Raw genomic sequence first — 20,560 nt, forward strand, 5'->3', positions numbered from 1 at the left:
CGACTTCATGGCCACAAGCCAGAACACCGAACGCCTCGACCAGATCATGCAGGCGGCCCCGGTCATTCCGGTGCTGATCGTGGACGACCCCGCAAGGGCCGTGCCGATGGCGCGCGCACTGGTGCGCGGCGGGTTGCCGGCCATCGAGATCACCCTGCGCACCCCGAAGGCGCTCGAGGCGATCCGCGCCGTAGCACACGAGGTGGAAGGCGCCTTCGTCGGCGCCGGCACCGTTCTCGATGCCGCGCAGTACCAGGCGGCCGTCGAGGCGGGGGCCACCTTCGTCGTGTCGCCCGGCGCCACCGACAAGCTGCTGGCGGCCGCATCGGGCCACGACGTGCCGCTGCTGCCGGGCAGTTCCACCGCCTCGGAAGTGATGAAGTTGCTGGAGGCCGGCTACTCGCGCCTGAAGCTGTTCCCGGCCGAGGCGGTCGGCGGCGCGGCGCTGCTGAAGTCCCTCGCCTCGCCGCTGCCGGCCGCGCGCTTCTGCCCGACCGGCGGCATCACCGAGAAGACCGCGCCGACCTATCTCGCGCTCCCCAATGTCGTGTGCGTCGGCGGCTCCTGGATCGCCGGGCCGGACGCGATTGCCGCCGAGGACTGGGACGGCATCGAGGCGCGGGCACGCCAGGCGGCAAGCCTGTCGGCCTGAGACGATGACGGGCGGGCAAAAGGGGCAGGCCGTGGCGGAAAATAAACTTGCCGCGCGCCCGCTGCCCGTCTTGAAGCGGATTTTGCCCGTTCCCATCTGCTTCGGGCTGCGGACCCGTTCGTCCGCACCCCATGAGGCATCCATCCATGTCACAGTTGCAGGATACCGCCACCCCGGCGGTTTCAGCCCGCCGGACGAAAGTCCGTCCGGGCCTGACCTTCTTCATTGTCGTCGTCTCCGCAACGTTTCTCTTCGCCGCCGAGATCTGGGCAATGACCCTCGGCTTCCTCTGGGCGTTCATCGGCATCATGTCGCTGGGGCCGGTCGGCACGACCCTGCTGTCCGCCGTCCTCCTGCCCGCTGCCGCCTTTGCCACGTGGCGCCTCGCCGTTCTCGCCGTTCGCGGCGAGCTGAACCTGCTCCCGGCCCCTTCCGATCCATCGCAGCGCGCCCCCGCCATCCGGGCCGACTGACCTCTTCGTCGCCCGGACCGCGTGCCGTCTCGCCTCCACCGGAGGCGGGCGCTGCCGGATGCCCTGTCCCGGCCGTCGCGACCGGGGCTCCTCCAAGGCCTCGCCGGGCGGTTTCGTCCTGCAAGTGCCCGGATCGGTATGATCATGCTCATCGACATCGCCCTTGTGGGCCTCGGTCTCGTCCTCCTGTTCTTCGGCGGCGACCTTCTCGTGCGCGGCGCCGTGGCGCTGGCGGCCCGCCTCAGCGTTCCCCCGCTGCTGATCGGCCTCACCATCGTCGGCTTCGGCACCTCCATGCCGGAACTGCTGGTCTCGCTGAACGCCGCCTTCGCCGGCCTGCCGGACATCGCCGTCGGCAATGTCGTCGGCTCGAACACGGCCAACATCCTGCTCATCCTCGGCCTCGCCCTGCTGGTCGCACCGCTGCCCACGCGCCTGCCCGGCCTTGGCCGCGACCTGGTCGTGATGCTGGCCAGCGCCGGCCTTCTGGCGCTTGTCGCCATGGGCGGGCGGGTCGCCGGCTGGCAGGGCATGCTCTTCCTGGCGCTGCTCGCCGCCTATCTCGTCTACGGCGCCATGCGCGGGCGGGCGCAAGGGGCGGATCTGCCCGACGCCGGAGCGTCGATGGCGCCGTGGCAGATGCTCGGCTTCCTGGCCGCCGGTCTTGCCGCCCTCGTCTTCGGAGCGGATTTCCTCGTCGACGGGGCAACGAGCCTTGCCCGCGGCATCGGCATCTCGGATGCGGTCATCGGGCTCACCATCGTTGCCGTCGGCACCAGCCTGCCGGAACTCGCCACCTCGGTCGTCGCCGCCTTCAAGCGCCAGCCGGAAATCGCCGTCGGCAATGTCGTCGGGTCGAACATTTTCAACATTCTCGGTATTCTGGGCGTGACCGCCGCCATCTCACCGGTTCCGGTGGCACCGCAGATGGTGTCCTTCGACATCCCGGTGATGGTTGCGGTCAGCGTCGCCATCGCGGCGCTGCTGACAGTCACCCGCCATGTGCCGCGGCTGGCCGGGCTGGCCCTTCTTGCCGTCTACGGCTGGTACTGCACCGTGCTGTTCGTCTGACGCGCGGACCGGTCCTGGCGGCATCGCCGACACCACGAGGAGGAGTACAGCCATGACCGGCCCCGCGTTTCCGCAAGACCTGAGGCAGAAGGCCGAGGCGTTCCGCAGCATCGGCCTCCGCCGCCTCTTCGCCGACGATCCCGGCCGCTTCGACGCCCTCTCCTTCCGCTTCGAGGACTTGCTGCTGGACCTGTCGAAGATGCACTGGGACCGCGCCACCGTCGCGGCCCTTGCCGCCTTCGCCCGCGAGCGCGGCATGGAAGAGCGCCGCGCGGCGATGTTCGCCGGCGAGGCGATCAACGAGACCGAGGCCCGCGCGGTCCTGCATGTCGCCCTGCGCAGCCGGGGCGAGGCCCCCGCCCTCGTCGACGGGCGCGACGTGATGCCGAGCGTGCGCCAGACGCTGGCGCAGATGGAGGCCTTCGCCCGCGGCATCCGCGACGGCTCGATTCTCTCGGCCGCCGGGCGCCCCTTCACCGACGTCGTGAACATCGGCATTGGCGGATCGGACCTCGGCCCGGCCATGGTCACCGCCGCCCTCGCCCCCTTCGCCGACGGCCCGCGCCTGCATTACGTCTCCAATGTCGACGGCGCCCATATCGCCGACACGCTGAAAGGCCTCGACCCCCGCTCGACGCTGGTCATCGTCGCCTCCAAGACCTTCACCACCATCGAGACGATGACCAATGCCCGCACCGCGCGGCAGTGGATCGTCAGGGCGCTGGGGGAAGAAGCCGTCGGCGCGCATTTTGCCGCCGTCTCCACCGCGCTGGAGAAGGTCGGCGCCTTCGGCATCGATCCGGCGCGCGTCTTCGGCTTCTGGGACTGGGTCGGCGGGCGTTATTCGGTCTGGTCGGCCATCGGCCTGCCGGTGATGATCGCGATCGGCCCGGACGACTTCGCCCATTTCCTGGAAGGCGCCCATGCGCTGGACCGGCACTTCCTGGAGGCCGAGGCCACGGCAAACCTGCCGGTGCTGCTGGGGCTGGCCGGCATCTGGCATCGCAATTTCTGCGGCTTTCCCGCCCGCGCCATCCTTCCCTACGACCAGCGCCTGGCGCGGCTGCCCGCCTATCTGCAGCAGCTCGACATGGAATCGAACGGCAAGCGCGTGACGCTGTCCGGCGATCCGGTCGACTGCGCCACCGGGCCGCTGGTCTGGGGCGAGCCGGGCACCAACGGCCAGCACGCCTTCTACCAGCTGCTGCACCAGGGCACGGACGTGATCCCGTGCGAGTTCATCGTCGCCGCGCGAGGACACGAGCCGGACCTTGCCCATCATCACGCCCTGCTGGTCGCCAACTGCCTCGCCCAGTCGGAAGCCCTGATGAACGGCCGCACGCGCGAGGAAGCCGAGGCCCTGCTTGCGAGCGAAGGCAAGTCGGCGGCGGAAATCGCGCGTCTCGCCCCGCACAAGGTGTTTCCCGGCAACCGGCCGTCGCTGACCATCGTCCACGACCAGTTGACGCCGCGCTCCCTCGGCCGCCTCATCGCCCTTTACGAACACCGCGTCTTCGTGGAAGGCGCGATCTGGAACATCAATTCCTTCGACCAGTGGGGCGTGGAGCTCGGCAAAGTCCTGGCCAACGAGCTGCTGCCGATGCTGGACGGGCGCGAGGCGGCGACGGGACGCGACGGATCCACCCTCGGCCTCCTCGCCCGCCTGCGAAGCCGTTGATATCGGATCGTTAACCGGCATGCGACAAGAACGCCTCTCCAATGATCTGCGTCACAGCTTCGCCTCAGCGTCCTGCTAGACTGACTGCGGTTTTGGTGCTCAGATAGGCGACAACGCAGGGACAACTTCCCTTCGCCCTGTCGCGGCGCCTTCCGGGAGGCGACATTCGCCGGAACCATGTGACACGTGAGGAGTTATAGGATGGTCAGGATTGTTCTTGTGGGCGCAGCTGCGCTTCTGCTGGCGGCGTGCCAGTCCGACAGTCAGCGCGATCGTGCGCTGGTCGGCGGCGGCCTCGGCGCCGCAACGGGTGCAGTGATCGGTGCGGCGGCGACGGGTGATGTCGGCGGCGCGCTGGTTGGCGGCGTCATCGGCGGTGTTGGCGGTGCCATGGTCGGTTCGGCCACGACACCGAAGAACTGCATCGCACGCGACCGCTACGGCCGCCGTTATCGGGTTGCCTGCCCGTAAGGGCCGACAATCGCCTGCCCGAGAGGGACATGCCTGACCGCCGCAACGGACGCTCCGGCCAACCGTTGCGGTGGTACATGCGTTTCGACGAAGCGCAGTCCGGCCAACCAATCGGAGGCGAATTTCATGTCTAAACTCGTGATCGTTGCGGCCACAGCCCTGCTTCTTGCCGCCTGTCAGTCCGACAGCCAGTCCGACCGCGCCCTCGTCGGCGGCGGTCTCGGGGCTGCCACCGGTGCAGCCATCGGCGCTGCCACGACCGGCGATGTCGGCGGTGCGCTCGTCGGCGGCGCCATCGGTGCAGCCGGCGGTGCGGTGGTCGGTGCGGCCACCACTCCGAAGAACTGTGTCGATTACGATCGCTACGGCCGCGCCTATCGCGTCGCCTGCCGGTAAGCGAAACCATCCTTCGTGAGGCAAAACAGCCGGCCAGGAACTCCTGGCCGGCTGTTTCTCGTTTCAGTGCCGATTGCGCCGATCAGGCGGCGGCGGCCGTCGCCTTGCCCAGCGCCTTGGCCGGAGCGACATAGTCGTAGCCGAGCGCGGTCGCGACCGCCTCGCACGTCACCTGCCCGGCATGGACGTTCAAGCCGTTCATCAGGTGCGGATTGTCCGCCAGCGCCTTGGCGTAACCGTTGTTGGCCAGCGCCAGGGTGAAGGGCAGCGTCGCGTTGTTCAGCGCATAGGTCGAGGTGCGCGGCACCGCCCCCGGCATGTTGGCGACGCAGTAATGCACCACGCCGTCGACCACATAGGTCGGCTCGGCATGGGTCGTGGCATGCGAGGTCTCGAAACAGCCGCCCTGGTCGATGGCGACATCCACCAGCACCGAGCCGGCCTTCATCCGGCGCACATGGTCGGCCGTGACCAGCTTCGGCGCCGCAGCCCCCGGGACCAGCACGGCACCGATCACCAGGTCGGCTTCCAGCACATACTGCTCCACCGCCGAGCGGGTGGAATAGACCGTGCGCAGGGCAGCGCCGAAACGGGCGGAGAGGCTGCCGAGCACATCGATGGAGCGGTCGAGCACCGTGACGTCGGCACCAAGGCCCAGCGCCATGGTGATCGCATGGGCACCGACGACGCCGCCGCCGATCACCACCACCTTGGCCGGGGCAACGCCGGGCACGCCGCCGAGCAGCACGCCAGCGCCGCCATGGGCTCGCTCCAGCGCGGTCGCACCGGCCTGCACCGACAGGCGGCCGGCGACCTGCGACATCGGCGAGAGCAGCGGCAGGCCGCCGCGCGCATCCGTGACGGTCTCGTAGGCGATGCAGGTTGCGCCCGACTTGACGAGGTCGGCCGTCTGCGGGGCATCCGGCGCCAGATGCAGATAGGTGAAGAGCAGGTGGTCGGGCCGCAGCATGGCGCGCTCGGACGCCTGCGGCTCCTTGACCTTGACGATCATCTCAGACGCCTCGAAGACCTGCGCCGGGGTCGCGGCAATCGACGCGCCGGCGGCCTCGTAGACGGCATCGTCCGCACCGATGCCCTGGCCTGCGCCGGTCTCGACCAGCACCTCATGGCCGTTGGCCACCAGTTCCCGGACGCTGTCCGGGGTCAGGCCGACGCGATACTCGTGGTTCTTGATTTCCTTGGGGACACCGACGCGCATTTCGAACCTCCTCCGTACTCGGCCGCCATGCGGCCGGCATGATCGGAAACGTTACGGCAAATGCCGTCGAATTTGCTTGCTTTGTCGCCCTTCTCTTCACAATCTGCGCAATATCCAGGCGCAAAATCGGCAAGTGATGAAACAATCTTCGAAGGAAACCGCAAGACTGGACCGGATCGACCGGCACATCCTCTCCCTGTTGCAGGTGGACGGACGTATCGCCAATGCCGATCTTGCCGAGGCCGTCGGCCTGTCGGCCTCGGCCTGCCTGCGCCGGGTGCGCATGCTGGAGGAGAGCGGCGTCATCGATCGCTATGTCGCCCTGCTGGACCAGGCCCGCATCGGCCGGCGCATGAACATCTTCGTCGAGATCTCGCTGACCTCGCAGTCGAACGACGTGCTGACCCGTTTCGAACAGGCCGTCGCCCGCTCTCCGGAGATCATGGAGTGCCATCTGATGGCGGGCGATGCCGACTACCTGCTGCGGATCACCGCCGCCGATCCCATCGACTTCGAACGCATCCACCGCGACCATCTCGCCCGCCTGCCGGGCGTCTCGCGCATGCGCTCGTCCTTCGCGATCCGCACCATTTCCCGCAGCACGGCCTTTCCGCTGCCGGACGACGACGACCGCTAGGTCGTGAACTCATAATTCTGGCGAGAAACGGTATGCCCGAACCCGTTCGGATACAAGGAGCAGGCCGCAGGAAACCATCAGGTTTTCAAGGGCTTGCGACGCTGTTGCCGGCGGGTTCCGGCATACCCGAAGGGCGCCGTTCGAGCTTCGATCTGCGGCGTCGGATCGCTCGGCCGGGGGACCTGCCCCGGCCATCGCGCTCCTCCTAGCATATCATTGCCCGAACGGACGCCGTTTCCGGCACAATTATGAGTCCACGACCTAGGGCCCTCTCGCTGCTGCCCAAAAGGTCGGCATCCGTCTTTATGGCACCCTGTCTAATTTACTGATAGACTGTTGCGGCGTTCCCGAAATTTCGCGAGCTATCGCCTTGGCAGCCCAGCTATGAGAGCAGCAGCAGTTTCTGCAGGCAGATCCGGCTTGACGCTGATGATCGTCGACGATGATCCGGACGACCTATGGATGTTCGGCCATCTGTTTCATCGCGCCTGCCCGGAGCCTGGAGAGCTGTCGCTGGTCACCGCCGCCGACGGCACGGCGGCCCTTGCCCGGATCGAGCGGGCGCTCTCGGCCGGCGAGCCGCTGCCCGATGCCATCCTCCTCGACATGAACATGCCCGGCCTCAGCGGCCTCGATGTCCTGGCCGCCCTTCGCGCGCGCGCCGGCCTCGATGCAACGCCGATCATCATCCTGTCCACGGCAGAAGACGCGGCCATGGCCGAACGCGCCCTTGCCGCCGGCGCGGACGCGGTCTTCACCAAGCCGGACTCCATGGACAGCATCGCGCGCCTGGCGGCCGGCATCTTTCGCACCGCGCTCGCGCGCCGCACGCCCCGGCCCTGCTGCACCAAGGCACGGGCCTGAGCGGTCCTGCCTCCCCACACGCTCCTCCCGGACTGCCGCAAGGTGCTTGATCGCGCGCGCCTGCCGTCCGAAAACAAAGACCCGTTTTCCAGTCTCAGGAGCACCGTCATGGCCCATGCGATTTCCCGCCTCAGCGACACGCGCTGCGAGCTTGCCGAGGGTCCGACCTGGGACGAGCGGCTGGGCCGCCTCTACTGGTGCGACATCCTCGGCAAGCGTATCCACGCGCTCGACTGGCAGACCCGACAAGAGCAGCACTGGGACCTGCCGGACGTCGTCGGCTCGATCGGACTGACGCAGGACGGCGACCGGCTCGTCGTCGCGCTGCGCGACCGGGTCGTGCTCTTCACCCTGTCGGGCGGCGCCATCGAGACCCTGGCCGAGATCGAGGCGGACGATCCCCGCACCCGCCTCAACGACGGCAAGGTCGGCCCGGACGGCGCCTTCTATGTCGGCACCATGGACGACCGCCCCGACCGCCAGCCCATCGGCGCGCTGTACCGGGTCGCCCGCGACGGCACCACGACGCGCCTCGTCGAGGGCGTGACCGTCTCCAACGGCCTTGCCTGGTCGCCCGACGGGACGGTGCTCTATCATGCAGACAGCCGGCCGGGGCATATCGAGGCCTGGGACTTCGACGCAGCGCGCGGCGCGATCTCCGGTCGCCGGCTGTTCGCGCAGCTGACCAACGAGACCGGACGCCCCGATGGCGGCACGGTGGATGCCAAGGGGCGCTACTGGTCGGCAGGCGTTTCGGCGGGCGTGCTGAACTGCTTTGCGCCCGAAGGCACGCTCCTCGAAGCGATCTCGATGCCGGTGCCGCGCCCGACCATGCCCTGCTTCTGCGGCCCCGCGCTGGACGAGCTGGTGGTGACGAGCCTGCGCCCCCACACCGCCCCGGATCTGCTGGCAGAGTTCCCGGACTCCGGCTGCCTGTTCACCCTGAAGCCGGGCGCCACCGGTCTGCCGGGCTGGCGCTTCAGCCTTTAGCCGCATCCTCGCGCGCTGTATCCGCGATGTCGCGCGGCAGCACGGGCAGCGCTTCGTCCGGCGCGTTGCGTCCCCAGGTCGGGCGCAGCGCGTGGTCGACGGCGATCCGCTCGTCGAAGACGAAGCAGTCGCCGCGCCACAGGCTTTCCTCCTGCGGCACCTTTTCCAGGTAGTTCAGGATGCCGCCGTCGAGGTGATAGACCTCCTCGAAACCTTCCGAAAGCAGCAGTGCCGTCGCCTTTTCGCAGCGGATGCCGCCGGTGCAGAACATCGCCACCTTGCGCGGAGCGGAGGCCTCCTCCCGCTGCTGGCGCAGCCACCGGGGGAAGGCGCGGAACGAGCGGGTGTCGGGCGAGCTCGCCCCCTCGAACGTGCCGAAAGCGACCTCGTAGTCGTTGCGCGTGTCGACGACGAGCACATCCGGGTCGCTGATGAGCTCGTTCCAGTCCTGCGGCGCCACATAGGCGCCGACCTGCCGAGTCGGGTCGATGCCCGCAACGCCGAGGCTGACGATCTCGCGCTTCAGCCGCACCTTGAGCCGGGCGAAGGGAATGCGCTCGGCCCAGGAGGCCTTTTCCCGGAGGCCGGCAAGACGCGGATCCGACCGGAGCCAGGCCAGCACCTCGGCAATGCCCGCCTCGGTTCCCGCAATCGTGCCGTTGACGCCCTCGCTCGCCAGCAGGATCGACCCGCGCACCCCGGCCGCCCCGGCCGTCTCCAGCAGCGGCTCGCGCAGGGCTTCGAAGTCCGGCAGGGGCGCGAAGTGATAGAAGGCGGAAATGCGGGTGTCGGTCATGGCTGCGTTAGGGCTCGTCGGCTAAGGTCTCGGCCTGCCGAGCCTTCTACACTTGCCCCTTCCTCGCTGGCAACATCCGGGCTTCGCCCTACCAGGGCAGCCTTTCGCCGTCATGCGAGAGGAACGCGCCGCTGTCCTCGCGTCCCGTGCCGTCGATCACCGAGAGCAACCGGCCTGCGGCCTCGTCCGGCGTGCGAACGGTGAGGCCGGCGCGCGCGAACGGCCGCGACAGTCCCGTATCCACGGTGCCGGGATGCAGCGCCAGCAGCACCAGATCCGGCTGGCGCCGGGCCAGCTCGATCGACGCCGTGCGCACGATCTGGTTCAGCGCGGCCTTGGATGCCCGGTAGCTGATCCAGCCGCCGAGCCGGTTGTCGCCGATGCTGCCGACCTTGGCCGACAGGGTCGCAAGCACGCTCTTGCCCTCGCGCGGGAACAGCGGAGCGAAATGCTTGATCATCAGCGCCGGTCCGATGGCGTTAACGCGGAACGAACGCTCCATCGCGGCCGGGTCGATCTGGCGCAGCGCCTTTTCCGGCTGCATCTGCGCATCGCTCAACAGGCCCGTCGCATCGATGAACAGCCGCAGCGCGCCCATCGCGCCGATCCGCCGTGCTGCAGCGGCGATGCTCTCCTCGTCCTCGATGTCGAAGCCGGGCGTCAGGCTGCGCGCGAGCCGCTCCACCCGCTCGAAGCGGCCGCTCGCCTCGATCTGCCGCGCAAGGGCCGAGCCGATGCCTCCGGTCGCGCCGGCAACCACGGCAATGCCGCCTTGGGGGAAACTGGTGAGATCAATGGTCATGCCGGGTCATACGCTCCGGCGGCCTTTGCGGTTTTGTCGAAACCCGAGCAGTTAACGAAACGTTAGCCTGCGATGCAGCGCCGGTCACTGGCAGGTTGGCAAGCGGCGCCCGGCCATGCAACAGTCTCGCCGTCGCCGGCTGGACCGGCGCAACGCGAAGTCCGGCAAGACGAAACGACGCCACCGTCCAGCAGGGAAACCTTACGATGCCTCTACGTTTCTTCGTCCTCGACGTCTTCACCAACCAGGCGCTCGCCGGCAATCCGCTGGCCGTCGTACTGGACGCCGAAGGGCTGTCGGACGCTCGCATGCAGGCGATTGCGCGCGAATTCAACCTGTCGGAAACCGTCTTCGTCCTGCCGCCGGAAAATCCCGCCCATTCGGCGCGCCTGCGCATCTTCACGCCGGCGCGCGAACTGCCCTTCGCCGGACATCCCACCGTCGGCACCGCCATCCTGCTGGCCAAGGAACGCTTCGGCGACATGGAATCCGATGCAGACCGCAATGCCATGGTCGTGCTGGAGGAGGCGATCGGCAACGTGCGCTGCGGCGTCGTGCTGAAAAACGGGGCCGCCGGCTTTGCCGAATTCGACATTCCCCGCCTGCCCCGCCCCTGCGATCCCCTGGGCGACCGGGAGATCATCGCGGCGGCCGTCGGCCTGGAGCCGAACGAGATCGGCTTCGAGAACCACCGCCCCTGCGCCTTCGAGGCGGGCGTGCCCTTCGCCTTCGTGCCGGTCGCCAGCCTCGATGCCCTGTCGCGCGTGTCGCCGGTCCATCGCCATTGGGAGGACGCCTTCGGCCGCGGCGGGGAGATGGGCGCCTATCTCTACTGCCGCCAGACGAATTCGCAGGACAGCACCTTTGCCGCCCGCATGTTCGCCCCCCACATGGGCATCGGCGAAGACCCTGCGACTGGCTCGGCCGCAGCCGCCTTTTCCGGCATCGTCCGCCATTTCGACAAGCTGACGGACGGAACCCACTATCTGCGCATCGAGCAGGGCTTCGACATGGGCCGCCCCTCGATGATCGATCTGGAAGTCGATATCGCCGCTGGCGCCCTCAAGGCGGTGCGCATCGGCGGTCAGGCCGTCATCGTCTCCAAGGGCGAACTCTACCTGTAACGGCCCGCCTGGTGCCGCCCGCTCAGTGCAGCCGCTCGCGGTCCCGTTCCCGCTCCCGGTCGAGGATGCGCGGGCTGTCGAGCGACGAGATCGGCGTGTCCAGATCGCGCGGAATGTCGCCGCTCAGCTGCAGCGCAAGGTAACGCCCGCAGCAGACCCGCAGGAACGAGGCGAAATTGCCGAGGTCGTGCCCGGCCTCGATGGATTCGTGATGCAGCCGGGTGATCAGTTGCACCAGGTTCATGCCATCGCGGGTGGCGATCTCCTCCAGAACCGTCCAGAAGAAAGTCTCCAGCCGGACGCTGGTGACCATCCTGTCGATCCTCAAGGACTTCGTGGTGCTTTCCCACAAGGTCGGGTCGGCTTCGATGAACAGCTTGCACATGTGCATCCTCCCTGCGGCATGCGGTCGGGAGCTTGCGGCCGCTTGTGCACGGCCGCAAGTCCTCGGCTCGATGATTTCGCAGGCGCCTCAGGCGGCGAGCACGGTCATGAACTGCGACAGCCATGCCGGATGCGCCGGCCAGGCCGGTGCCGTCACCAGCTTGCCGTCGGTCACCGCGCCGTCGATGGCGATGTCCGCATAGGTGCCGCCGGCCAGTTCCACCTCCGGGCGGCAGGCCGGATAGGCAGAGACGGTCCGCCCCTCGATCACCCGCGCAGCCGCCAGCAGCTGCGCCCCGTGGCAGATCGCGGCGACCGGCTTGCCCGCCTCGAAGAAATGCTTCACCGCGGCGATCACCTCCGCATCCAGCCGCAGATATTCCGGCGCCCGGCCGCCGGGGATCACCAGCGCGTCGTAGTCGGCCGGATCGATGTCGGCGAACGTCGCATTGAGAGCGAAGTTGTGCCCGCGCTTCTCGCTGTAGGTCTGGTCGCCCTCGAAATCGTGGATCGAGGTCGCGACCGTCTGTCCCGCCTTCTTGCCCGGGCACACCGCATGCACCTGGTGCCCGACGGCAAGCAGCGTCTGGAACGGCACCATCGTCTCGTAGTCTTCGGTGAAATCGCCGGTGATCATCAGGATCTTCTTCGCGGCCATGCTGCAGTCCTCCCTTGCACTACGACACCGGCAACGGATATTCCGCAGGGGCGAAGCGCCGTCCCGGTGGGCCTTTCAGGCCGCGCGAACCCTAGCAAGCCCGCACGGGCAGCGGGTATTAGGTCGCTACTACAGGTGCTGGGAAGGCGAGCGCGCCGCGGCCCGGGCAGGAGACGGCCGGCGATCAGCGCAAGGGCGGCCCGTAGAGCCACTGCACGCCGGAAATGTCCGCCGCCTGAAGGCCCTGGAAGACCTCGCTATACTTGAAATGCATGATCGACAGGCCCTTCAGGTGATGGTCCAGGCCGATCGCGTGGCCGATCTCATGCGCGAAGGTGTAGCGCAGGTCATAGGCCGCAAGATTGCCGTCGAAGCCGATCTTCCAGTCGTGCCTAGGGTTGAGGCAGATGGCCGAGCGGGTGATCGGCGCAACCCGAGCGGCAACCGGCACCGTCCTTGCGCCCTCTCCCGTTCCCGCAATCGGCAGGCTCAGACCCCGCCCGTCGGAGCCGCCGGCCTCCATCACGCCGGCCGCATCCTCGCGCGCGAAATCCACATTGGTGAAGGCGAAGCCGCGCGGCATCGCCTGGGCGCCGAGCAGGATGTTCGCGGCGTCTGCGTCCGCAATCTCCTCGAACACGAGCCCGCTCACCTCGCTCCACATGCGAAAGGCCGCCGCAGCTTCTGCGCGGATCGCCTCCGCCGTCGCGCCGGTGGCCTCCACCAGGCGATCGAGGCTCTGCATCTGGCGGCAGTTGCGCGCATCGGGACGGCTGACCGGCCCGTCGGCAAAGGCATAGGTCACCCGCGCCGGAGTTCCCACCCGCGGCTCGCCCCACTTGAGGATCGATCCTTCGAGCCTGAGCGGTGTGAACAGGCGCGCCAGCGGCAGCCGTGTCTTGGTACGAGGGGCGGCTTGCTGAAGCGTCCTGGCGCCCAGTGCCGGGGCCTGCGGGCCGGCCGCCAGCGCTGCCGGTGCCGGCAGCGCCACGACGGCTGCAAGCAGCAAGGCGAGAACGGAGGAGGAGATCGTCGCGTAGGTCAAAGCGAGCCGGACCCGTGAACCGGAGTTTCACCGAAGATCATGCAGCGGGTCCTCGCTCTCGCTGGCCGGCTTCGCGCCGGGCCTCATCCAGTGCGGGATGTCGGGACCGTCAATCTGCAGGCCGGGACCCTAGCGCAAACTTGCCCTGCGCCGAATCCGTGTTTCCCCGAAGCACCCCGGAACACCCTGGTCAGTATTGACAGCCTGCGCCCGTTTCCCCTGCGTCGGCAAGGCCCGGACGCCCCCTGCGGCGGATCGTCGTCCCTCCGTGTCTTTTCTGCAACGCCTCTCGTTTCCGTCGGGTCTCATGCCGGTCTGTCGTGCAGATGTCCCCAGCACGGCCGTTCGAAGGCCGCCATTTTCCCTTGACGCGAAGGGGCATCCGCGCGAGTGTGCCCGCCGAACCGTACCGTACGGTACTGAAATCTCCTCAGGCGTTTTTTCCAGCTCCTGCCGGGCCCGCCTGCCACCCGAACCTGCATCGCCCCTATGCCCCCCGTCCCCGACAGCGATTTCACGCCGCGCCAGAACGAGGTCCTCGCCTCGGCCCTGCGCCTTGTCGTCGACGGCGGCGAGAAGGCGCTGACCACATCGGCGGTGGCGCGCGCGGCGAACTGCTCCAAGGAAAGCCTCTATCGCTGGTTCGGCGACCGCGACGGCCTGCTCGCCGCCATCGTCGCGCACCAGGCGGCCAAGGTCCGGGTGCCGAGCGAGAGCGCCGGCGCGCTCGACCTTGCCGAGTTCCGCGGCCGCCTCGCCACCTTTGCCGAGGACCTGCTGACCGTGCTCGCCGGGGACACCTCGCTGGCGCTCAACCGGATCGCCATCGCCCATGCCAGCCGGCACGGCGCGCCGCTCGGCCGCCTGCTGCTGGAGCGCGGCCGCGAGCGCATCGCCACCCGCGCCCGCACCCTGCTGGAGGCCGGACGCGACCAGGGTCACATCGACTTCCAGGACGCGACGGAGGCCTACCGCACCCTTTACGGCCTGATCATCCGCGATGCCCACGGCCGCTGGCTGCTCGGCCAGCCTCCGCTCGAGGAGGATGCCGACTTCGCCGGTCAGGCGCGCCGCGCCGTCGACCAGTTCATTGCCCTTCATCCGCCCCTGCCGCGCAACAGCGTGCGGCCGGGACGGAGCTGACCCCGGCCGGGAACGGTTCCCGGCCCAATGCAAACGCCAAACGGGAGACACCAGATGCGCGTTTATTATGATCGCGATGCCGACCTCAACCTCATCAAGTCCAAGAAGGTCGCCGTCATCGGCTATGGCAGCCAGGGCCGCGCCCATGCGCTGAACCTCAAGGACAGCGGCGTCAAGGACATCGTCGTGGCGCTGCGCCCCGGCTCCACCACCGCCAAGAAGGTCGAGGCCGACGGCCTCAAGGTCATGAGCGTCGCCGAGGCGGCCGGCTGGGCCGACCTGATGATGATGGCCACCCCGGACGAGCTCCAGGCCGACATCTACCGCGACCACATCGCCGACAACATCCGCGATGGCGCCGCCATCGCCTTCGCCCACGGCCTGAACGTCCATTTCGGCCTGATCGAGGCCAAGTCGACCGTCGACGTCCTGATGGTCGCGCCGAAGGGCCCGGGCCACACCGTCCGCGGCGAATACGAGAAGGGCGGCGGCGTGCCGTGCCTCGTCGCCGTTCACCAGGACGCCTCGGGCAATGCCCTCGACCTCGGCCTGGCCTATGCCTGCGGCGTCGGCGGCGGCCGTTCGGGCATCATCGAGACCACCTTCAAGGAAGAGTGCGAGACCGACCTGTTCGGCGAGCAGGCAGTCCTGTGCGGCGGTCTGGTCGAGCTGATCCGCGCCGGTTTCGAGACGCTGGTCGAGGCCGGCTACGCGCCGGAGATGGCCTATTTCGAGTGCCTCCACGAGGTGAAGCTCATCGTCGACCTCATCTACGAGGGCGGCATCGCCAACATGAACTACTCCATCTCGAACACCGCCGAGTGGGGTGAGTACATGTCCGGTCCGCGCGTCGTGACCTCGGAGACCAAGGCCGAGATGAAGCGCATCCTGACCGACATTCAGACCGGCAAGTTCACCTCGGAGTGGATGCAGGAATGCAAGGGCGGCCAGGCCCGCTTCAAGGCGACCCGCCGCCTCAACGATTCCCACCAGATCGAGGAAGTCGGCGAGAAGCTGCGCGGCATGATGCCGTGGATCAAGAAGGGCGCCCTGGTCGACAAGGAGCGCAACTGATCCGCACGCGCGTTCCCGCGCGTTCTGAGAAAAACGGAAACGGCCCGCACCCGCGGGCCGTTTTCTTTTGCGGCCGGCGGCGCTACTACAGGCGCCGATAACACCCGCCAGGAGCCGGACATGACCGCATCCGCAAGACCCGAGATCGTGCTGATCGCCGCCGTCGGCGAGAACGACGTCATCGGTGCGGACGGCGACATGCCCTGGAAGCTCTCCACCGACCTGAAGCATTTCAAGCGCCTCACCCTCGGCCATCCGGTCGTCATGGGCCGCAAGACCTTCGAGTCCATCGGCCGCCCCCTGCCCGGCCGCCGCAACATCGTCGTCACCCGCGATGCCGGCTGGGCGCATGAGGGCGTGGCCCGCGCCGCCTCGCTCGACGAGGCCTTCGCGCTTGCCGGCGAGACCGGCGGCGATGCAGTGATGGTCATCGGCGGCGGCACGATCTACGCGGCCGCACTGCCGCTGGCGGACCGGCTGGAGATCACCCGGGTGCATGCATCGCCCGTCGGCGATACCCTGTTCCCGAAGATCGATCCGCAGGAGTGGCGGGAAGTCGCGCGCGAAACGCCGCCGCGCGGCGAGAAGGACACGGCCGACGTCACCTTCCTGACCTATCGCCGCTGTGCACAGGCGCCGCGCTGAAACAACTGTTTGTCGCCTCGGGCCTTTCGCCCGCCGGCCCAATTTCCTAGGATCGCTGTCCAAAGCGGGGCGGGGCCGGTGTCCTCGCCGCCGCCCGTCCCATAGCCGGAGGTTTTTCCATGGACGTACGTGCTGCAGTCGCCTTCAAGGCCGGCCAGCCCCTGTCGATCGAGACGGTTCAGATCGAGGGACCGCGCGCCTTCGAGGTGCTGGTCGAGATCAAGGCGACCGGCGTGTGCCACACCGATGCCTTCACCCTGTCGGGCGACGATCCGGAAGGGCTGTTCCCCGCCATTCTCGGCCATGAGGGCGCCGGCGTCGTCGTCGAGGTCGGCAAGGGCGTCACCTCGCTGAAGCCGGGCGACCACGTCATTCCGCTCTACACGCCCGAGTGCCGCGAGTGCGAATACTGCCTCAATCCGAAGACCAACCTGTGCCAGAAGATCCGCTCCACGCAGGGCGCGGGCGTGATGCCGGACGGCTCCTCGCGCTTTTCCATCGGCGGCGAGAAGATCTTCCACTACATGGGCACCTCGACCTTCGCCAACTACACGGTGCTGCCTGAGATCTCGCTCGCCAAGGTCCGTCCCGACGCGCCCTTCGACAAGATCTGCTACATCGGTTGCGGCGTCACCACGGGCATCGGCGCGGTCATCAACACCGCCAAGGTCGAGCCGGGCTCCAATGTCGTGGTCTTCGGCCTCGGCGGCATCGGCCTCAACGTCATCCAGGGCGCCCGCCTCGTCGGCGCCAACATGATCGTCGGCGTCGACATCAATCCCGACAAGAAGGCCATGGCCGAGCGCTACGGCATGACCCATTTCGTCAACCCGCTGGAAGTCGAGGGCGATCTCGTGCCCTATCTCGTCGACCTCACCAAGGGCGGCGCCGACTACTCCTTCGAGTGCATCGGCCGCACCGACACCATGCGCCAGGCGCTGGAATGCGCCCACAAGGGCTGGGGCGAATCCATCATCATCGGCGTCGCCGGCGCCGGCCAGGAGATCTCCACCCGTCCGTTCCAGTTGGTCACCGGCCGCTCCTGGCGCGGTTCGGCCTTCGGCGGCGCGCGCGGGCGGACCGACGTGCCGAAGATCGTCGACTGGTACATGGACGGCAAGATCGAGATCGACAGCATGATCACGCACACCATGCCGCTCGACGAGATCAACACGGCCTTCGACCTGATGCATGACGGCAAGTCGATCCGCTCGGTCGTCACGTTCTGATCAAGGCGGGCCGGGAGGCGCTGCGTCCCGGCCCGCGCCACGCCCCGCATGCGGGGCCGGCCGACCTGCGGCCAGGACACAACAACCGGGGGGACCGATGAGCGAGACCGAGACCATGTGGGCCGAGCCCCGCGACGGCGACACCATCGGCGGGCGCATCCGCCGCGCACGCGAGGCGGCGAACTTCTCCGCCGCGCAGCTCGCCCGGCGCATCGGCGTCAAGACCGCGACCGTCAGCGCCTGGGAAAGCGGCCGCTCCGAGCCCCGCGCCAACCGGCTGACCATGCTGGCCGGCTTTCTCGGCGTCAGCCCCACCTGGCTGCTCTACGGCCTCGGCGATGCTCCGGCCGAGACCCCGCTGGCGAGCGAGATGGCGCTGATCGCCTCGAGCCTCAAGCTGCTGCGCGAGACGCACGAGCGCACCGGCGAGGCGCTCGTCCGGCTGGAGGCGCAGGTCGAGCAGATCGGCCGGCTGATCGGCAAGGACGCGCAGGGCCCCGGCGCGTGAGCGCAGCCATGACCGCCCCCACGCTCGATACCGCCCCCGATCTTCCGGCACATCCCGGCAGGCCTCCCCTTTCCGCGATCTGGGCGGAGATGGACGAGCTGTCGCCGCGCCAGCTGCACGCCGTGCTGCGCCTGCGGGTCGATGTCTTCGTGGTCGAGCAGGCCTGCGCCTATCGGGAGATCGACGGCCGCGATCCCGCCGCCCGTCATCTTCTGGTCACCGCTTCCGGCGAGGGCGGCACCAGCGAAATGGAGCTTGCCGCCTGCCTGCGCCTGCTGCGGCCGGAAGCGCCCGGCGCGCCGCTGCGCATCGGCCGCATCGTCGTTGCGCCAGACTGGCGCGGCACGGGCCTTGGCGACTATCTGATGCGCGCAGCCCTTGTCGAGGCGCAGCGCATCGCGCCAGACTGTCCGCAGGCCCTGTCGGCGCAGGCGCATCTGACCGCCTTCTATTCGGGCCACGGCTTCGTGCCCGTATCCGAGACCTATCTGGAAGACGGGATCCCGCATGTCGACATGCTGCGCGATCCCGCTTGCCAACACACCTGATCCCCTCCCCCATCACGCGAAAGCCGATGCCCATGCCCCTCGACCTCATCTCCTCCGCTCGCGCCTTCGGCGGCGAGCAGCGCGTCTATCGACATGCCTCCGCCGCCACCGGCACGGACATGGAATTCGCCGCCTTCCTGCCGGCCGAGGCCCTGCGCGGCGAGGCCTGCCCCACCCTTTTCTATCTCTCCGGCCTCACCTGCACCTGGGAGAATGCCACCACCAAGGCCGGCTACCAGCGTCTTGCCGCCGAATACGGGCTGATCCTCATCGCCCCTGACACCAGCCCGCGCGGCGAGGGCGTCGCCAATGACGCCGCCTACGATCTCGGCCAGGGCGCCGGCTTCTATGTCGATGCGACTGAGGCTCCCTGGGCGCCCCATTTCGCGATGGAAAGCTACGTCGCGCGCGAGCTCTTCGACCTCGTCGCGGCCGAGTTGCCCGTGTGGGAAGGCACCGTCGGCATCACCGGCCACTCGATGGGCGGCCACGGCGCCTTGACCCTTGCGATGAAGCATCCCGACCGCTTCCGCTCGGTCTCGGCCTTCGCTCCCATCGTCAATCCGCTCGAGTGCCCCTGGGGCGAGAAGGCCTTCACCGCCTATCTCGGCGCCGATCGCACGGCCTGGGCCGCCCACGATGCCTGCCACCTGGTGAAGCAGGCCGGCTGGTCCGGCGACATCCTGATCGACCAGGGCACCGCCGACGGTTTCCTCGACGAGCAGCTCAAGCCCTGGAATTTCGAGCGGGCCTGCCGCGAGGCCGGCGTCGACCTCACCTTGCGCATGCAGGGCGGCTACGACCACTCCTACTATTTCATTTCCACCTTCCTCGCCGACCATGTCGCCTGGCATGCGGCACGCCTGACCGGCTGAGGGCGGATGCGGTGAGCGACTACGACGTCATCGTCATCGGTGCCGGCGCGGCCGGACTTGCAGCCGGCGAACGCCTCGCCGCCAGCGGGCTGAGCTTTGCCGTGCTGGAAGCCAAGGAGCGGGTCGGCGGACGCGCCTGGACGGACCGGCATGTCTTCGGCGGCATCCCCTTCGACCGGGGCTGCCACTGGCTGCACAGCGCCTCGCGCAATCCCTTCCGCGAGGCGGCCGACCGGCTCGGCATGCGCTACATGGTGCGTGCCACCCGGCGCTCCGCCGATCTCTTCCTCGGCACGCAGAAGGCCGACGAGCAGACGGCGCGCGAGGCCTGGAACGCCGTCGAACAGGCCTTCGAGGCGGCCGCTGCTGCGCCCAGTGAGCCCGACCGGCCGGCGATTGCGGGCTGCGACACGTCAGGCCCCTGGTGGCGGCTTGCCCGTCACTGGCTGACGCTGCTCTCCGCGCTGCCGCCGGAGCGGATTTCGGCCGTCGATCTCGCGGCCTATGCGGACACCTACGAGAACTGGCCGGTCTCCGACGGCTACGGCGCGCTGGTCGCCCGCACCTCGGCGCATGTGCCCGTGCATCTCGGCGTCGCGGTGCGTAGCATCGACACGCGCGAGGCGCTCATCCGGGTCGAGACCAGCCGCGGCACCTTGCGGGCGCGCCATGTCATCCTCACCGTTTCCACCAATGTGATCGCCAGCGGCGCGATCCGCTTCCTGCCCGCCCTGCCGGCGGAGATCGCGGACGCGGCCGCCGGATGCCCGACCGGCCTTGCCGAGAAGGTCGCCTTCCTGCTCGATGCCCCGCTGGCTGAGTTCGGCGAGAACGTCTATGTCGACACGCTCGATCCCGACCGGCCGGATCGCCCGCCGGTGAACTTCGTCGCCAACCATCTCGGCTGGCCGCTCGTCGTCGGCCAGCTCTGCGGCGAAACGGCAGAGGCGTTGGAGCGCGAGGGCGAGGCGGCCATGACCGCCTTTGCCCTGGAGGCGCTGAAAGACATGCTCGGCAGCGGTATCGCCCGGCGGGTCCGCGGCGCAACCGCCACCCATTGGGGATCCGACCCGCATGTGCTCGGCGCCTATTCCTGCGCCCTGCCCGGCCATGCGGGCGCGCGCGCAGTGCTGCGCCGCCCGGTCGGCGACCGGCTTTTCATCGCCGGGGAAGCGGTCTCGGAAGCCGCATTTTCCACCGCCCACGGCGCCCGCGAGACCGGTCTTGCGGCAGCCGCGCAGGTGATTGCGGCGCAGCCGTAAACCATCCGAGCGCCAA

Annotated in this window: 24 protein-coding genes; 18 read left to right on the forward strand and 6 right to left on the reverse strand. The window is 68.6% G+C overall.

Features of this window, described 5'->3' with window-relative positions; genetic code table 11:
* The first annotated feature begins 7 nt into the window (after positions 1–7).
* From eda to GH266_RS06370, 6 genes are all read left to right on the forward strand, one after another.
* Complete coding sequence (eda, locus tag GH266_RS06345) at positions 8–652, forward strand: bifunctional 4-hydroxy-2-oxoglutarate aldolase/2-dehydro-3-deoxy-phosphogluconate aldolase (RefSeq protein ID WP_158193147.1); 645 nt, start codon at positions 8–10, stop codon at positions 650–652.
* Positions 653–798: 146 nt separating this feature from the next.
* Positions 799–1,125, forward strand: a complete 327-nt coding sequence (locus tag GH266_RS06350; protein WP_158193148.1) for a hypothetical protein — start codon at positions 799–801, stop codon at positions 1,123–1,125.
* Positions 1,126–1,269: 144 nt separating this feature from the next.
* The gene (locus GH266_RS06355; protein WP_158193149.1) at positions 1,270–2,196 is read left to right on the forward strand and encodes a calcium/sodium antiporter; all 927 of its coding nucleotides are present in this window, start codon (positions 1,270–1,272) and stop codon (positions 2,194–2,196) included.
* A 52-nt stretch (positions 2,197–2,248) separates the two neighbouring features.
* Positions 2,249–3,874, forward strand: coding sequence for a glucose-6-phosphate isomerase (gene pgi / locus GH266_RS06360; protein ID WP_158193150.1), 1,626 nt, complete (start codon positions 2,249–2,251; stop codon positions 3,872–3,874).
* Positions 3,875–4,075: 201 nt separating this feature from the next.
* Positions 4,076–4,345: a glycine zipper domain-containing protein gene (locus tag GH266_RS06365; protein WP_067217178.1), complete on the forward strand. Its 270-nt coding sequence runs from the start codon at positions 4,076–4,078 to the stop codon at positions 4,343–4,345.
* 126 nt (positions 4,346–4,471) lie between these two features.
* On the forward strand, positions 4,472–4,741 hold the full coding sequence (locus GH266_RS06370; RefSeq protein WP_158193151.1) for a glycine zipper domain-containing protein: 270 nt from the start codon (positions 4,472–4,474) through the stop codon (positions 4,739–4,741).
* A gap of 82 nt (positions 4,742–4,823) precedes the next feature.
* Here GH266_RS06370 and ald read toward each other — a convergent pair whose 3' ends face one another.
* Complete coding sequence (gene ald, locus GH266_RS06375; protein WP_158193152.1) at positions 4,824–5,960, reverse strand: alanine dehydrogenase; 1,137 nt, start codon at positions 5,958–5,960, stop codon at positions 4,824–4,826.
* Between the two features lie 136 nt (positions 5,961–6,096).
* On the opposite strand from ald, the gene GH266_RS06380 reads away from it, so the two are divergent.
* The 3 genes from GH266_RS06380 to GH266_RS06390 all read left to right on the forward strand — a co-directional run bounded on the left by GH266_RS06380 (position 6,097) and on the right by GH266_RS06390 (position 8,451).
* Positions 6,097–6,597 carry an Lrp/AsnC family transcriptional regulator gene (locus GH266_RS06380; RefSeq protein ID WP_158193153.1) on the forward strand — a complete coding sequence of 167 codons (501 nt, stop codon included), beginning with the start codon at positions 6,097–6,099 and terminating at the stop codon, positions 6,595–6,597.
* A gap of 429 nt (positions 6,598–7,026) precedes the next feature.
* Positions 7,027–7,461, forward strand: coding sequence for a response regulator (locus tag GH266_RS06385; RefSeq protein ID WP_244953879.1), 435 nt, complete (start codon positions 7,027–7,029; stop codon positions 7,459–7,461).
* A 108-nt stretch (positions 7,462–7,569) separates the two neighbouring features.
* The gene (locus GH266_RS06390; protein ID WP_158193155.1) at positions 7,570–8,451 is read left to right on the forward strand and encodes an SMP-30/gluconolactonase/LRE family protein; all 882 of its coding nucleotides are present in this window, start codon (positions 7,570–7,572) and stop codon (positions 8,449–8,451) included.
* Here GH266_RS06390 and trhO read toward each other — a convergent pair.
* Both trhO and GH266_RS06400 read right to left on the reverse strand, forming a co-directional pair.
* Positions 8,441–9,247, reverse strand: a complete 807-nt coding sequence (trhO, locus tag GH266_RS06395) for an oxygen-dependent tRNA uridine(34) hydroxylase TrhO (RefSeq protein ID WP_158193156.1) — start codon at positions 9,245–9,247, stop codon at positions 8,441–8,443. The genes GH266_RS06390 and trhO overlap by 11 nt on opposite strands.
* A gap of 88 nt (positions 9,248–9,335) precedes the next feature.
* Entirely contained in the window at positions 9,336–10,049 is a 714-nt protein-coding gene (locus GH266_RS06400) for an SDR family NAD(P)-dependent oxidoreductase (RefSeq protein WP_158193157.1), read from the reverse strand.
* A 206-nt stretch (positions 10,050–10,255) separates the two neighbouring features.
* Between GH266_RS06400 and GH266_RS06405 the strand changes: the two genes are divergently transcribed.
* Positions 10,256–11,173, forward strand: a complete 918-nt coding sequence (locus GH266_RS06405; protein WP_158193158.1) for a PhzF family phenazine biosynthesis protein — start codon at positions 10,256–10,258, stop codon at positions 11,171–11,173.
* 22 nt (positions 11,174–11,195) lie between these two features.
* Here GH266_RS06405 and GH266_RS06410 read toward each other — a convergent pair whose 3' ends face one another.
* The 3 genes from GH266_RS06410 to GH266_RS06420 all read right to left on the reverse strand — a co-directional run bounded on the left by GH266_RS06410 (position 11,196) and on the right by GH266_RS06420 (position 13,260).
* Positions 11,196–11,558: a ribbon-helix-helix domain-containing protein gene (locus tag GH266_RS06410; protein WP_158193159.1), complete on the reverse strand. Its 363-nt coding sequence runs from the start codon at positions 11,556–11,558 to the stop codon at positions 11,196–11,198.
* Between the two features lie 87 nt (positions 11,559–11,645).
* Positions 11,646–12,215: a DJ-1/PfpI family protein gene (locus tag GH266_RS06415; RefSeq protein WP_199270457.1), complete on the reverse strand. Its 570-nt coding sequence runs from the start codon at positions 12,213–12,215 to the stop codon at positions 11,646–11,648.
* 184 nt (positions 12,216–12,399) lie between these two features.
* Complete coding sequence (locus GH266_RS06420) at positions 12,400–13,260, reverse strand: matrixin family metalloprotease (RefSeq protein ID WP_158193160.1); 861 nt, start codon at positions 13,258–13,260, stop codon at positions 12,400–12,402.
* Positions 13,261–13,749: 489 nt separating this feature from the next.
* Between GH266_RS06420 and GH266_RS06425 the strand changes: the two genes are divergently transcribed.
* The 8 genes from GH266_RS06425 (at position 13,750) to GH266_RS06460 (ending at position 20,544) form a co-directional block, all read left to right on the forward strand.
* Positions 13,750–14,403 (forward strand): TetR/AcrR family transcriptional regulator, encoded by a 654-nt coding sequence (locus tag GH266_RS06425; protein WP_158193161.1) that lies wholly within the window; start codon positions 13,750–13,752, stop codon positions 14,401–14,403.
* Positions 14,404–14,457: 54 nt separating this feature from the next.
* On the forward strand, positions 14,458–15,477 hold the full coding sequence (ilvC, locus tag GH266_RS06430) for a ketol-acid reductoisomerase (protein WP_120267185.1): 1,020 nt from the start codon (positions 14,458–14,460) through the stop codon (positions 15,475–15,477).
* Positions 15,478–15,597: 120 nt separating this feature from the next.
* The gene (locus GH266_RS06435; protein WP_158193162.1) at positions 15,598–16,122 is read left to right on the forward strand and encodes a dihydrofolate reductase; all 525 of its coding nucleotides are present in this window, start codon (positions 15,598–15,600) and stop codon (positions 16,120–16,122) included.
* A 119-nt stretch (positions 16,123–16,241) separates the two neighbouring features.
* Positions 16,242–17,351, forward strand: coding sequence for an S-(hydroxymethyl)glutathione dehydrogenase/class III alcohol dehydrogenase (locus tag GH266_RS06440; RefSeq protein ID WP_158193163.1), 1,110 nt, complete (start codon positions 16,242–16,244; stop codon positions 17,349–17,351).
* 97 nt (positions 17,352–17,448) lie between these two features.
* Entirely contained in the window at positions 17,449–17,859 is a 411-nt protein-coding gene (locus GH266_RS06445; RefSeq protein WP_158193164.1) for a helix-turn-helix domain-containing protein, read from the forward strand.
* A gap of 8 nt (positions 17,860–17,867) precedes the next feature.
* On the forward strand, positions 17,868–18,407 hold the full coding sequence (locus GH266_RS06450; protein WP_158193165.1) for a GNAT family N-acetyltransferase: 540 nt from the start codon (positions 17,868–17,870) through the stop codon (positions 18,405–18,407).
* A gap of 32 nt (positions 18,408–18,439) precedes the next feature.
* Positions 18,440–19,282: an S-formylglutathione hydrolase gene (gene fghA, locus GH266_RS06455; protein WP_158196072.1), complete on the forward strand. Its 843-nt coding sequence runs from the start codon at positions 18,440–18,442 to the stop codon at positions 19,280–19,282.
* 11 nt (positions 19,283–19,293) lie between these two features.
* Entirely contained in the window at positions 19,294–20,544 is a 1,251-nt protein-coding gene (locus tag GH266_RS06460) for a flavin monoamine oxidase family protein (RefSeq protein ID WP_158193166.1), read from the forward strand.
* Positions 20,545–20,560: the final 16 nt, after the last annotated feature.

The sequence above is a fragment of the Stappia indica genome (assembly GCF_009789575.1).
Taxonomy (GTDB): domain Bacteria; phylum Pseudomonadota; class Alphaproteobacteria; order Rhizobiales; family Stappiaceae; genus Stappia; species Stappia indica_A.

What these genes read in the sequence shown, in the direction of transcription:
- eda (WP_158193147.1), top strand. Translation starts at nt 8, where the DNA reads ATGGCCACAAGCCAGAACACCGAACGCCTCGACCAGATCATGCAGGCG.
- GH266_RS06350 (WP_158193148.1), top strand. Translation starts at nt 799, where the DNA reads ATGTCACAGTTGCAGGATACCGCCACCCCGGCGGTTTCAGCCCGCCGG.
- GH266_RS06355 (WP_158193149.1), top strand. Translation starts at nt 1,270, where the DNA reads ATGCTCATCGACATCGCCCTTGTGGGCCTCGGTCTCGTCCTCCTGTTC.
- pgi (WP_158193150.1), top strand. Translation starts at nt 2,249, where the DNA reads ATGACCGGCCCCGCGTTTCCGCAAGACCTGAGGCAGAAGGCCGAGGCG.
- GH266_RS06365 (WP_067217178.1), top strand. Translation starts at nt 4,076, where the DNA reads ATGGTCAGGATTGTTCTTGTGGGCGCAGCTGCGCTTCTGCTGGCGGCG.
- GH266_RS06370 (WP_158193151.1), top strand. Translation starts at nt 4,472, where the DNA reads ATGTCTAAACTCGTGATCGTTGCGGCCACAGCCCTGCTTCTTGCCGCC.
- ald (WP_158193152.1), bottom strand. Translation starts at nt 5,960, where the DNA reads ATGCGCGTCGGTGTCCCCAAGGAAATCAAGAACCACGAGTATCGCGTC.
- GH266_RS06380 (WP_158193153.1), top strand. Translation starts at nt 6,097, where the DNA reads ATGAAACAATCTTCGAAGGAAACCGCAAGACTGGACCGGATCGACCGG.
- GH266_RS06385 (WP_244953879.1), top strand. Translation starts at nt 7,027, where the DNA reads ATGATCGTCGACGATGATCCGGACGACCTATGGATGTTCGGCCATCTG.
- GH266_RS06390 (WP_158193155.1), top strand. Translation starts at nt 7,570, where the DNA reads ATGGCCCATGCGATTTCCCGCCTCAGCGACACGCGCTGCGAGCTTGCC.
- trhO (WP_158193156.1), bottom strand. Translation starts at nt 9,247, where the DNA reads ATGACCGACACCCGCATTTCCGCCTTCTATCACTTCGCGCCCCTGCCG.
- GH266_RS06400 (WP_158193157.1), bottom strand. Translation starts at nt 10,049, where the DNA reads ATGACCATTGATCTCACCAGTTTCCCCCAAGGCGGCATTGCCGTGGTT.
- GH266_RS06405 (WP_158193158.1), top strand. Translation starts at nt 10,256, where the DNA reads ATGCCTCTACGTTTCTTCGTCCTCGACGTCTTCACCAACCAGGCGCTC.
- GH266_RS06410 (WP_158193159.1), bottom strand. Translation starts at nt 11,558, where the DNA reads ATGTGCAAGCTGTTCATCGAAGCCGACCCGACCTTGTGGGAAAGCACC.
- GH266_RS06415 (WP_199270457.1), bottom strand. Translation starts at nt 12,215, where the DNA reads ATGGCCGCGAAGAAGATCCTGATGATCACCGGCGATTTCACCGAAGAC.
- GH266_RS06425 (WP_158193161.1), top strand. Translation starts at nt 13,750, where the DNA reads ATGCCCCCCGTCCCCGACAGCGATTTCACGCCGCGCCAGAACGAGGTC.
- ilvC (WP_120267185.1), top strand. Translation starts at nt 14,458, where the DNA reads ATGCGCGTTTATTATGATCGCGATGCCGACCTCAACCTCATCAAGTCC.
- GH266_RS06435 (WP_158193162.1), top strand. Translation starts at nt 15,598, where the DNA reads ATGACCGCATCCGCAAGACCCGAGATCGTGCTGATCGCCGCCGTCGGC.
- GH266_RS06440 (WP_158193163.1), top strand. Translation starts at nt 16,242, where the DNA reads ATGGACGTACGTGCTGCAGTCGCCTTCAAGGCCGGCCAGCCCCTGTCG.
- GH266_RS06445 (WP_158193164.1), top strand. Translation starts at nt 17,449, where the DNA reads ATGAGCGAGACCGAGACCATGTGGGCCGAGCCCCGCGACGGCGACACC.
- GH266_RS06450 (WP_158193165.1), top strand. Translation starts at nt 17,868, where the DNA reads ATGACCGCCCCCACGCTCGATACCGCCCCCGATCTTCCGGCACATCCC.
- fghA (WP_158196072.1), top strand. Translation starts at nt 18,440, where the DNA reads ATGCCCCTCGACCTCATCTCCTCCGCTCGCGCCTTCGGCGGCGAGCAG.